Source organism: Quisquiliibacterium sp. (genome assembly GCF_982640115.1).
Genome location: NZ_CEXFHW010000137.1, coordinates 1 through 10,979, shown reverse-complemented (window position 1 = coordinate 10,979; position 10,979 = coordinate 1). Strand labels below are relative to the sequence as shown.

Annotated in this window: 11 protein-coding genes; 3 read left to right on the top strand and 8 right to left on the bottom strand. The window is 71.0% G+C overall.

What is annotated here, in order from left to right:
- Positions 1–26: 26 nt before the first annotated feature.
- The 4 genes from AC2H6A_RS14290 to AC2H6A_RS14275 form a co-directional block, all read right to left on the bottom strand.
- Positions 27–1,580, bottom strand: coding sequence for a sensor histidine kinase N-terminal domain-containing protein (locus AC2H6A_RS14290; protein ID WP_484274268.1), 1,554 nt, complete (start codon positions 1,578–1,580; stop codon positions 27–29).
- A gap of 71 nt (positions 1,581–1,651) precedes the next feature.
- Positions 1,652–2,338, bottom strand: coding sequence for a response regulator (locus AC2H6A_RS14285; protein WP_484274267.1), 687 nt, complete (start codon positions 2,336–2,338; stop codon positions 1,652–1,654).
- 90 nt (positions 2,339–2,428) lie between these two features.
- Positions 2,429–3,274, bottom strand: a complete 846-nt coding sequence (pyrF, locus tag AC2H6A_RS14280) for an orotidine-5'-phosphate decarboxylase (RefSeq protein WP_484274266.1) — start codon at positions 3,272–3,274, stop codon at positions 2,429–2,431.
- Between the two features lie 19 nt (positions 3,275–3,293).
- Positions 3,294–4,004 (bottom strand): transglutaminase-like domain-containing protein, encoded by a 711-nt coding sequence (locus AC2H6A_RS14275; protein WP_484274265.1) that lies wholly within the window; start codon positions 4,002–4,004, stop codon positions 3,294–3,296.
- An 85-nt stretch (positions 4,005–4,089) separates the two neighbouring features.
- On the opposite strand from AC2H6A_RS14275, the gene AC2H6A_RS14270 reads away from it, so the two are divergent.
- On the top strand, positions 4,090–5,076 hold the full coding sequence (locus AC2H6A_RS14270; RefSeq protein WP_484274264.1) for a tripartite tricarboxylate transporter substrate binding protein BugD: 987 nt from the start codon (positions 4,090–4,092) through the stop codon (positions 5,074–5,076).
- On the opposite strand, the gene AC2H6A_RS14265 is transcribed toward AC2H6A_RS14270, so the two are convergent.
- Complete coding sequence (locus AC2H6A_RS14265) at positions 5,064–6,281, bottom strand: ribosomal protein uL16 3-hydroxylase (RefSeq protein ID WP_484274269.1); 1,218 nt, start codon at positions 6,279–6,281, stop codon at positions 5,064–5,066. The genes AC2H6A_RS14270 and AC2H6A_RS14265 overlap by 13 nt on opposite strands.
- Here AC2H6A_RS14265 and AC2H6A_RS14260 point away from each other — a divergent pair.
- Entirely contained in the window at positions 6,262–6,810 is a 549-nt protein-coding gene (locus tag AC2H6A_RS14260) for an FKBP-type peptidyl-prolyl cis-trans isomerase (RefSeq protein ID WP_484274263.1), read from the top strand. The genes AC2H6A_RS14265 and AC2H6A_RS14260 overlap by 20 nt on opposite strands.
- A gap of 9 nt (positions 6,811–6,819) precedes the next feature.
- Here AC2H6A_RS14260 and mutS read toward each other — a convergent pair whose 3' ends face one another.
- Entirely contained in the window at positions 6,820–9,468 is a 2,649-nt protein-coding gene (mutS, locus tag AC2H6A_RS14255; protein WP_484274262.1) for a DNA mismatch repair protein MutS, read from the bottom strand.
- Between the two features lie 34 nt (positions 9,469–9,502).
- Positions 9,503–10,033, bottom strand: coding sequence for a VOC family protein (locus AC2H6A_RS14250; protein WP_484274261.1), 531 nt, complete (start codon positions 10,031–10,033; stop codon positions 9,503–9,505).
- Positions 10,034–10,097: 64 nt separating this feature from the next.
- On the opposite strand from AC2H6A_RS14250, the gene AC2H6A_RS14245 reads away from it, so the two are divergent.
- Entirely contained in the window at positions 10,098–10,724 is a 627-nt protein-coding gene (locus tag AC2H6A_RS14245) for a glutathione S-transferase family protein (RefSeq protein WP_484274260.1), read from the top strand.
- Between the two features lie 15 nt (positions 10,725–10,739).
- Here the strand turns inward: AC2H6A_RS14245 and AC2H6A_RS14240 are convergent.
- On the bottom strand, positions 10,740–10,979 hold a 240-nt coding region (locus AC2H6A_RS14240), incomplete at its 5' end, for a hypothetical protein (RefSeq protein ID WP_484274259.1).

The following is a 10,979-nucleotide window of genomic DNA, read 5'->3' as shown; positions in this document are numbered from 1 at the left end:
AGTCTAGCGGAGCGGCGTCCGGCTTGTCAAAGCGACTGGGGCGAGCGGCCCGGCGGGAATCGCACCGTGAACACCGCGCCCACGCCGATGCGTGGCGCCAGCGCGCCTTTGCCGGGGGCGATCGGCTCGGCGCCGCCCACACTCACCCGCGCGCCGTGCTGCTGCGCGATCTCGCGCACGATCGCCAGGCCCAGGCCGCTGCCCTCGGTGCCCGAGCCGAGCACGCGGTAGAAGCGTTCGAAAACCAGTGCGCGCTCGGCGAGCGCGATGCCCGGTCCGCTGTCCTCGACTTCAACCACGGTGCTGGTGCCGTCGATGCGCCGGCGCACCGTCACCCGTCCGCCCACCGGCGTGTAGCGCAGGGCGTTGTCGATCAGGTTGCCGAAGAGCTCGCGCAGCAGGATGGGATGGCCGGCGATCGGGCTGGACTGCTCGTCATCTTCAAGACCGAAGTCGATGCCGCGGGCCAGTGCGGCATCGGCCCAGCCGGTGACCACCTCGCGCAGCAGGGGCGCGAGATCGATTGGCTGCAGCCCGCCCGCCACCCGCTGGTTCTCGGTGCGGGCGAGCGCCAGCAGCTGGCTGATCAGGTGCGCTGCCCGGCCCGAGGAAATGGCGAGCTGCTCGAGGCTGCGGCGCAGCTGGGCGGGGTCGGTCTCGCGCAGCGCCAGCTCGGCCTGGGTGCGCAGGCCGGCCAGCGGCGTCTTCATCTGATGGGCCGCGTCGGCGATGAAGCGCTGCTGTGCTCCGATCCGGTCGTCGAGCCGGGTGAGCAACTCGTTGAAGGCGTCCACCAGGGGTGCGATCTCGGCCGGCACGCCGCCACGGTCGATCGGCGAGAGATCGTCGGGCCGGCGGTCGTGCAGTCGCTGGCGCACCCGTTGCAGGGGAGAGAGTCCGCGTGACAGCCCGAACCAGACCAGCCCCACGGCCAGGGGCAGGATCACGAACTGCGGGAAGATCACGCCCTTGATGATCTCGTTGGCCAGCCGGTCACGTGCCTGTTCGGTCTCGGCCACCTGCACCAGCAGCGTGGGCGCCGCGCCCTCGGTCTCCTCGACCTGCACGTGCGTGTAGGCAATGCGCACTTCCTCGCCAGCGAGCGAATCGTTGCGCAGCTTGATCACGCCGATCTCGGGGAAGTCGTAGAGCGAGGGCGGTGGCAGATCGGCCTCCCCGCGCAGCATCTCGCCGTCGCTCGCGATGATCTGGAACCAGACCCGGCCGTCGCCGTCCAGGGGCAGCAGGCTGCGCAACTGCTGCGCCTGCGGCAGCGGCCCGCCTTCCATGTAGACGCGCGCCTGCTGCGCGAGCACCGTGGCATGGTCGACCAGCGCGCGATCGAAGGGCGCATCGGCCAGCGATCGGGCAACCACGAAGGTCACCGCCACCGACAGCGGCCACAGCAGCAGCAGCGGCGCCAGCATCCAGTCGAGGATCTCCCCGAACAGGGAGCGTTGACCGGCAGATTCCAGGGGGTCGGCAGGCGCGGCGCTGATCAGCCGACCCGGCGAGGGCGCTGTCGGTGGCAGCGCCGGACGCGGCGCGGACTCGTGGGTGGAGAGCAGGTCTCGGAACACCGATCCGGTGTCCGACGAGGGCTTGCCTCTGGCGGCAGGGTCCGGGCGCGCAGAGCCCGGCATCGGATGACTCATCCGGCAAGCTTGCCGTCGGCGGGCCGCTCCAGGCAGTAGCCAAGCCCGCGCACCGTGGCGATGCGCACGCCGCCGCCCTCGATCTTGCGGCGCAGGCGATGCATGTAGACCTCGATCGCGTTGTGGCTGACCTCCTCGCCCCATTCGCAGAGGTGGCTCACGATCTGTTCCTTGCTCACCAGCCGGCCGGTGCGCTGCAGGAGGATCTCCAGCAGGCCCACCTCGCGCGCCGAGAGCTCGAGCGGTTGTTCGTTGAGGAAGGCCATGCGCCCGGTCTGGTCGTAGAGCAGCGGCCCGCAGCGCAGCTGCGAGGAGCTCGCTCCGGCGCGACGGCGGGCCAGCGCGCGCACCCGGGCCTCGAGCTCGCTCAGGGCGAAGGGCTTGGCCATGTAGTCGTCAGCGCCGAGGTCGAGGCCCTGGACCCGCTGCGCCACCGAGTCGGCGGCGGTGAGGATCAGCACCGGCACGCCCTGGTTGCGTGCCCGCAGGCGGCGCAGCACCTCGAGGCCGCTCATCAGCGGCAGGCCGATGTCCAGGATGAGCAGGTCGTAGTCATGCAGGGCCAGGGCGGCATCGGCCTGACTGCCGTCAGCGACATGGTCGACGGCATTGCCCGAGCCGCGCAGGGAGCGGCACAGGCCGTCGGCGAGCACGGCATCGTCTTCGGCCAGCAGGATTCGCATGATTCCTCCGCGCGGGACGGGCTGCCGGCGGACCCGGCCGGCGAGGGCGTTGCGGGGCCTGTCGAGTGTAGGAAGGCGCGGCGCGGCCGGTCAACCGCCCGCGGTACCACGAACCCGTCTGGCGACCGCCAGCCGCAGCGCGTCACGAGTGTCCCGGGCCGCCTGCCGAGCGGCCTCGGCGAAGTCTTCGCCGTGGCTGGCATAGAGGATGGCGCGCGAGGAGTTCACCATCATGCCCAGCCCGTCTGCGCGGCATCCGGCCATCACGGTGGCGTCGATGTCGCCCCCCTGGGCCCCGATGCCCGGCACGAGCAGCGGCATGTCCCCCACCAGCGCGCGCACGCGACGCAGTTCCTCGGGCACGGTGGCGCCCACCACCAGCGCGGTCTGGCCGTGCGGGTTCCAGCGCTCGGCCGCAAGGCGCGCCACCCGCTCGTAGAGCCGCTCGCCGGGCGCGACCTCCAGCGACTGGAGGTCGGCGCCGCCGCTGTTGGAGGTGCGGCACAGCAGGATCACCCCGCGATCGGTCCACTGCAGCCAGGGTTCGATGGAGTCGGTGCCCATGTAGGGGCTGAGCGTGACCGCGTCGGCGCGATAGCGTTCAAATGCCTCCCGGGCATAGCGCTCGGCGGTGGAGCCGATGTCGCCGCGCTTGGCATCGAGCACCACCGGGATGCCGGGGTGCCGGGTGTGGATGTGGGCGATGAGCGCCTGCAGCTGGTCTTCTGCCTGGTGTGCGGCGAAGTAGGCGATTTGCGGCTTGAAGGCGCAGACCAGGTCGGCGGTGGCGTCGACGATGGCGCGACAGAAGGCGAGAATGCCATCCGGGCGGGCCTGCAGGCCGATCGGCAGTCGCGCGAGATCGGGGTCGAGGCCCACGCACAGCAGCGAGCCCGAGCCGCGCCAGGCGTTGCCGAGCTTGTCGATGAAGGACATGGTGGATTCCCGGGGCGCCTCAGGCGAAGGCATCGTCGGCGGGCGCTGCACCGGCGCTGCGGGCCTGAGCCCGCGCGAGGATGCCGGGGTAGTGCCGATGGAAGTCGGCGACGATCTGCGTCAGCGGCAGGTCCGACCAGGTGCCGTGATCGGCGAGGTACTGCATGTGCCGCCGGCCGTGGGCGTCGTGCTCCTGGTAGAGCGCGTGATCGCGGCCGTCGAACTCGGTGGGCTGCACGCCGAAGCGCGTGCACAGCTCGATGTTGAAGGCCGGCACCGCCTTCACCCAGCGGCCCTCGATGAACAGCGCGGTGTAGCCGTGGTCGTAGAAGACATCGGTGCCCATGGTCTCGCGCAGTTTCTCGGTATTGAGGTGGTTCACCACATCGGCCAGGCCGATGGCCGAGGGAATGCCGGCGGCGCGTGCGCAGGCCGCCAGCAGCCCGGCCTTGGGCACGCACCACCCGCGCGCCGCCGCGATGACCGCGCTGGCGCGATAGGCAGCGGGCTCGAATACCAGGCCGTAGGGGTCGTAGCGGATGCGGTCGCGTACCGCATAGAAAAGCGCCACTGCGCGCGCGCGGGCATCGGTCGCGCCCTCGATGGCGCTGGCGACGAAGGCCTGCACCGCCGGGTGCTGCGTGTCGAGGAAGTCGGTGGGCTCGAGGTAGACCGAGAGATCGGCGCCGGCGGGCGGCAGGTCGGGCAGATGCAGGTTGGGCTGGGACAAAGGCGTTGCTCCAGGCAGGGATGCCGGTCCGATCGGTTCATCGGCCCGACATAATACGGTCATACCCAACCGGAGGAGACCCGCGATGATCCGTTCCCTCGTGCGCCGCGGCGCATGGTTCGCCCTGGCCAGCGCCCTGGTCATGCCCCTGGCGGCGCAGGCCCAGACCTATCCCACCAAGCCGATCGCCCTGGTGGTGCCCTTTGCCGCCGGCGGCCCCACCGATGTCCTGGCTCGCACCCTGGCCGCGTCGATGACCCGGCTGCTCGGCCAGTCGGTGGTGGTCGAGAACACCACTGGCGCGGGCGGCACCATCGGCGCCAATCGGGTGGCCAAGGCCGCTCCCGATGGCTACACCGTGTTCATCCATCACAACGGGATGGCGACCGCGGTGGGTCTGTATCGCAAGCTGCCCTACAACCCCCTGGAGGACTTCGAGTTCGTGGGGCAGGTGGCCGATGTGCCCATGACCCTGCTCGGACGCAAGACCCTCCCGCCCAACAACCTGCAGGAACTGATCACCTACCTGCGGGCCAATCGCGACAAGGTCACCCTGGCCAATGCCGGCCTGGGGGCGGTCTCGCATCTTTGCGGCATGCTCTTCCAGAAGGCCATCGGCGTCGATCTGGTGACCGTGCCCTACAAGGGCACGGCGCCGGCCATGACCGACCTGCTCGGCGGTCAGGTCGATGTGCTGTGCGATCAGACCACCCAGACCCTGCCGCAGATCGCAGCCGGCACGGTCAAGCTCTACGGGGTGACCGCGCCTTCGCGGATCACCTCGCTGCCCAACGTGCCCACGCTCGCCGAGAGCGGCCTGAAGGATTTCCAGGTGGTGGTCTGGCATGGCGTGTACCTGCCCAAGGGTACGCCGCGGCCGGTCATCGATCGCCTGAACGGCGCGCTGCAGGCTGCGCTCAAGGACCCCGAGGTGCGGCGCAAGCTCACCGAACTCGGCGCGGAGATCGTGCCGCCCGAGAAGCAGACCCCCGAGGCGCTTCGCGGCTGGCTGAAGGCCGAGATCGATCGCTGGACCCCGATCATCCGCGCTGCGGGCGCCTACGCCGACTGATCGTTGCGCGGGTCGTGGCGGGCCGGCAGCTGCAGCCAGCCCGCTGCGAACCAGTCGTGCAGCATCTCGGCAAGCGCCGAATCGGCGCTCACGCCGGCCAGCCTTGCCGGCTCCAGCCCGCGCTGGTCTGCCAGCCGGCGCAACAAGGCGCGCGTCGCCGCGCCCGCAGGTACCGATTCGCCGTTGATGAACAGCCGCGCGCCCCGCCATGCGAGCCGGGTGCGCCGGTCGGCGATCAGGCCGGCCTGCTGTGCCTGCGCCCACCAGCGTGGCAGCGCCGGCATCCGGGCAGGCGGCTCGAACCAGACCTGCGGCTTGGGTTCGGTGAGGAAGCGACCGAGGTAGTCGTCGATCTGCGCCCGGGTGGGCCGCCAGCCTGAGAGCCAGGCCGACATCGAGGCCGCGAGCGGCTCTGGAATGCGTCCGGGCTGACGGGTGGGAGGCAGGCCGGGGTCGGTGTGCCGCGGGTCGGGCCCGCCCGGTTCGTCGGCGCAATCGGCCAGGAAGCCGCGCAGCAGTTCGTGGCGCGAGGGGGCCCGGAAGCCCACCGAGCAGGTCATGCATTCGCCTTCGGCCGTGCCCTCGTGAGCCCACTGCGGCGGCAGGTAGAGCATGTCGCCGGGCTCGAGCACCCAGGTCTCGGTGGGCTCGAACTGCGCCAGGATGCGCAGCGGCGCATCGGGCAACAGGGGCGTCGGGCCCGGCGGTGCGATCCGCCAGCGGCGACGGCCCTGCACCTGCACCAGGAAGACATCGTAGGAGTCGGTGTGCGGACCGACGCCCCCGCCATCGGAGGCCCAGCTGATCATCAGATCGTCGAGCCGCGCATCGGGCAGGAAGCGGAAGCGATCGAGCAGGGCGCGCGCTGCGGGCGCGTGCAGGTCCATGCCCTGCACCAGCAGGGTCCATTGCCGCTGGCGTGTGTCGGGCAGCGCCGAGGCGTCGATCGGGCCGTGGCTGACCTGCCAGCGCTTGCCGCGGCGACTCACCAGGCGGGACTCGACATCGTCCCGGCCGGCCATCGCGAAGAGCTCGTCGCGCGACACCGGCGGGGTGATTCCCGGAATGGCGTTCCTGACCAGCAGGGGGCGTCGTTGCCACTGCCGGCGCATGAACTGGTCTACACTGACCTCGCCCAGCGGCGGTGGGTGGTTGCGCATCGATCTCGAATACAGGGAGCAGGGCATGGGCGTGGGTGATGGCATGTGGGTCACGGTGCGCTATCGGCTGTTCGATTCCCTGGGCGAAGCGGTTGAGGACGCCGAGCGCGAACTCACCTACCTGCATGGCGGCTTCGGGTCGGTGTTCCCCAAGATCGAGGCCGCACTGGTCGGTCATGACGCGGGCTACGCCACCTCGGTGTATCTGCAGCCCGAAGACGGCTTTGGCGATTATGACGCCGAGCTGGTCAATCTTGCGCCCCGTGGCGAGTTCCCCGAGCAGCTTGAGGTCGGCATGACCTTCGAGAGCCTTGGCGAAGGCGAGGACGAGCGCAACGGCATCTTCACCGTCACCGACTTCAACGAGGAGTCGGTGGTGCTCGATGGCAACCATCCGCTCGCCGGCATGGCGCTGCGCTTCGACCTTCGCATCACCGAGGTGCGCGAGGCCTCCGAGGAGGAGATCGAGCAGGAGCGGCGCATGGCCCTGGAAGGCGATGGCGGCCTCGACCTCGGCAGCCTGCTCGACGGGGTCGAATCCGGCGCACCGCTCGACCGTTCACGGCTGCACTAGCGAGCGGTCTCAACCCCCGGCGAGCGTCGCCCGCCACCGGTAGATCAGATCGAGCGCCTCGCGCGGGCTGAGTTCGTCGGGCCGCAGCGCCTGCAGGGCCTCGGCCACGGCCTGCAGCGCGGGGTCGGTTTCGGGCTCCGCCGGCGCGGGCTCGGTCGGCGCCGCCGCCTCGGCAAACAGATCGATCTGCGCATCGTCGGCCCGCGACTGGCTCTCGAGGGCCTCGAGCACCTGTGCGGCGGCCCTCACCACCGGCGCCGGCAGGCCGGCGAGCCGGGCCACCTGCAGGCCGTGGCTGCGGCTGGCCGGGCCGTCCTTCACCTCGTGCAGGAAGGCGATGCCGCCGCGGTGCTCCACCGCTGAAAGATGCCGGTTGATGACCCCGGCATGGCGCTGCGCGAGCCGGGTGAGCTCGAAATAATGGGTGGCGAACAGCGTGAAGGCCCGGTTGTGCGTGATCAGGCGCGAGGCGATCGCCTGCGCGAGCGACAGGCCGTCGAAGGTGGAGGTGCCGCGCCCGATCTCGTCCATCAGGACCAGCGACTGATCGGTGGCCGCGTTCAGGATGGCGGCGGCCTCGGTCATCTCGACCATGAAGGTCGAGCGGCCGCCGGCAAGATCGTCGGAAGCGCCGATCCGGGTGAAGATCCGGTCGATCGGGCCCAGGCGGCAGACATCGGCCGGCACCCAGCTGCCGCAGTAGGCGAGCAGCACGATCAGCGCGGTCTGGCGCATGTAGGTGGACTTGCCGCCCATGTTCGGCCCGGTGAGCACCACCATGCGTTGTCGTTCGTCGAGCACGCAGTCGTTGGGCACGAAGCGCTCGACGCCGGCCTGCACCACCGGATGACGCCCGGCGCGGATCTCGATGCCCGGCAGCGTGCGGAACTGCGGCGCCACCCAGCCCAGTGCAAGCGCGCGCCGTGCCAGCGTGCCCAGCACATCCACCTCGGCCACCGCGCGGCCGATCGCCTGCCAGGCCGGCACCCAGGCCGACAAGGCTTCGAGCAGGCTCTCGTAGAGTTCGCGCTCGCGAGCCAGCGCCCGCTCGCGGGCCGACAGGGCCTTGTCCTCGAAGGCCTTGAGCTCCGGGGTGATGTAGCGCTCGGCATTCTTCAGGGTCTGGCGGCGCCGGTAGTCGGTGGGCACCTTGTCGGCCTGGCCGTGCGTGATCTCGATGAAGAAGCCCTGCACGCTGTTGAAGCCCACCCGCAGATTGGCGATGCCTGTGCGGGCCCGCTCGCGCTGCTCCATGGCGGCGAGGAAGTCGTCGCAGCCGGCATCGATGCCGCGCAGCTCGTCGAGCAGCGCGTCATGGCCGTCGCGGAACACGCCGCCGTCGCGGGCGAGCGCGGCCGGCTCGTCGAGCAGCGCGGCCCGCAGCAGGGCCAGTGCCTCGTCGGGCGGCTGCAGCGCGATCACCGCATCGGCAAAGCCCGCTGCCGGCGAGAGCAGCCGGGCGAGCTCGCGCACGGTGTCGCCGGCATCACGCAGGGCGGCCAGTTCGCGCGGCCGGGCATTGCGCAACGCGATCCGCGCGGCTACGCGCTCGAAGTCGACGCAGCGCGCCAGCACCGGTGCCAGCGCGTCGGCCAGCCCCGTGCTGAGTTCGCCGATGCGCTGGTGGCGTTGCGCCGCGGCGGCCTGCGAGCGCAGCGGCGCCTGCAGCCAGGCCCGCAGGCGCCGCGCGCCGGCGCTGGTGGCGCAGTGGTCGAGCAGCGACAGCAGGGTGGGTGCGGGCTCGCCGCGCAGGGTCTCGATGATCTCGAGGTTGCGGCGCGCGGCCGGGTCGAGCACCAGCAGCGTGTCGCCGTGATGCACCTTCAGTCCCTGCAGATGGGAGGGATCACGACCCTGGGTGCGGGCCGCGTAGGCCACCAGGGCTCCGGCCGCACCGATCGCCGCAGGCGCATCCTCGGCGCCGAAGCCGGCAAGATCGGCCACCTGCAGCAGCTCGGTCAGCTGCCGGCGCGCACGGGCGTCATCGAACTGCCAGTCGGGCGCCCGGGCCAGCGCCAGGCCGCGCAGGACATCGGCTGCGCCCAGCGGGCCCAGCGCCTGCGCCGGGTCGAAGGATTCGGGGCAGAGCAGCTCTGCGGGCCGCAGCCGCTCGATCTCGGCGGCGAAGCCGGCCGCATCGGTCTGCGCCAGCCAGCATTCGCCGCTGGCAAGCGACAGCCAGGCCAGACCCATGAGCCTGCCCTGCGGCAGAGCTGCCATGAGCATGCGCTCCTCGCGCTCGGGCAGCAGCGAAGCGTCGGTGAGCGTGCCCGGGGTGACGATACGGACCACGCGCCGCTCCACCGGCCCCTTGCTCGTGGCCGGGTCGCCGATCTGTTCGCAGATGGCCACCGACTCGCCCAGCCGCACCAGCCGGGCAAGGTACTGCTCGGCCGAGTGCACCGGCACGCCGGCCATCGGGATGGGCTGGCCGGCGGACACGCCCCGCCGGGTAAGCGTGATGCCGAGCAGCCGCGCGGCGCGCTGGGCATCGTCGAAGAACAGCTCGTAGAAGTCGCCCATGCGGTAGAACAGCAGCCGCTCGGCATGCTCGGCCTTGATGCGCAGGTACTGCTGCATCATCGGCGTGTGGGCGCCGAGTTCGGTCTCGGCGCCAGGGGCTGGGCTGGGGGTCAAGGGCGGGCCGTCGGCGGACATGGCCCGTCATTATCCGGCAGGCGCGCCGGCGCGCTCAGCCCGGCCAGGTCAGGCGCACCGGATCGCGGCCGTCCCAGCCCTGCGCAGCCTCGCGGATGCCGCGAAAGATGCGGTCGCGTGCGGGCGTGAGGTCGGCCATCTCGATCACCGTGCCGGGGTGTCCCTCGTTCCAGAGGTACACGAAGCGGCCGCGGGCGCTGTCGCCCTGCTGGCCGATGGTGTAGCCCCTGGCCAGCGCCCAGGCCAGGCGGGCGTCATAGTCGGCCGGCCAGCTCGACCAGTGCTGCATGCCTTCATGGCCGGCGCGCAGGAAGTCGCGGTACATGGTCGGGGTGTCGCAGCGCTGCTGGATGAGTTCCACCTGCACATCGCCCGAGTTGGCCAGCGCGATCGAGAGATGAACATTGTCATGGCGCTGGCCGCGGTAGCTGAACTCGGTGACGGCGAGCCGGTCGGTGTAGAACCACGGCCCCACCCCGCAGACCTCCACCCAGTGCTTCATGGCGGCCTCGATGTCGCGCACCACGACGCCCACCTGACGGAACTCCCCGAAGAAACGGCTCATCTGATCTCCCTGACTGTGGATGCCACCGAGGTATCGTATCGCCCGACCCAACCGAGGAGCGGCGATGCCGATCGATTTCTACACCTGGAACACCCCCAACGGCCGCAAGATCAGTGTGGCTCTCGAAGAGATGGAACTGCCCTACGCGGTGCACCCCATCGACATCGGCAAGGGCGAGCAGTTCGGCGAGGCCTTCCTGCGGATCAGCCCCAACAACCGCATCCCGGCGATCGTCGATGCCGAGGGCCCGGAAGGCAAGCCGATCAGCGTGTTCGAGTCAGGCGCCATCCTGCTCTACCTCGGCGAGAAGACCGGCCGGTTCCTGCCGCGCGACCTGCGCGCGCGGGTGCCGGTGCTGGAATGGCTGATGTGGCAGATGGGCGGCTTTGGCCCGATGCCCGGCCAGGTGCATCACTTCCTGGGCGTGAAGGACCCGCAGGACCAGCGCTATGGCCTGGAGCGCTACAGCAACGAGACGCGGCGCCTGTACGGGGTGATGGACCGGCGCCTGGCCGGCCAGGAGTTCATTGCCGGCGAACTGTCGGTGGCCGATTTCGCCATCCTGGGCTGGGCCTGGCGCCATGAGCGGCACCGGGTCGATCTGGCCGATTTCCCGAATGTGAAGCGCTGGTACGAGACCCTCATGGCGCGGCCGGCGGTGCGCCGCGGCTTCGAGGTGCCGCTGTCCTGAGCCCGGCGCCTCGACTCAGGCCCGCGCCGCGCCCGCCTGCGCCAGCCGCAGGCGGGCGCGCGCGATCCAGGTGCCCAGGGCGTCGTGCAGGTCGGTGGGGCTGAACGAGCAGCTCTCCTCGCCGAACATCGCCGAGGACTCCAGCCGCTGCGCGATGCCAGCGAGCACCGGCCCGAAGGCCGGCGGCAGCGCCGGCAGCAGTGTCCGAGCGCCCGCGAGGGCGGCGCCAAGCGGCGCGGTCTCGCCTCGCGAGCG